Here is a 308-nt window from a genome sequence, read left to right as displayed (position 1 = left end):
CCTTCGCGGATCGCGAAGCGCAGCTTTTCTTCCATCGCGATCGGAACGATCAGCTCAACCTGAACCGTGACGTTGTCGCCCGGCATAACCATTTCCGTGCCTTCCGGAAGCGACACGATGCCGGTCACGTCCGTGGTGCGGAAGTAGAACTGCGGACGATAGTTGGTGAAGAACGGCGTATGACGGCCGCCTTCTTCCTTCGTCAGGATGTAGGCTTCTGCCATGAACTTCTTGTGCGGCTTGACCGAACCCGGCTTGCAGAGAACCTGGCCACGCTCGACGTCGTCGCGCTGGATACCACGGACGAG

The 308-nt window shown here is 59.4% G+C and carries 1 protein-coding gene; it reads right to left on the bottom strand.

What is annotated here, in order from left to right; genetic code table 11:
- Positions 1 to 308 (bottom strand): elongation factor Tu (locus DMY87_RS23970; protein ID WP_483428583.1); only part of this gene is annotated, 308 nt, incomplete at both ends.

Origin of the sequence: Peteryoungia wuzhouensis (genome assembly GCF_003205195.1) — a bacterium.
GTDB lineage: Bacteria > Pseudomonadota > Alphaproteobacteria > Rhizobiales > Rhizobiaceae > Allorhizobium > Allorhizobium wuzhouense.
This window is presented reverse-complemented; position numbering and strand designations above follow the sequence as displayed.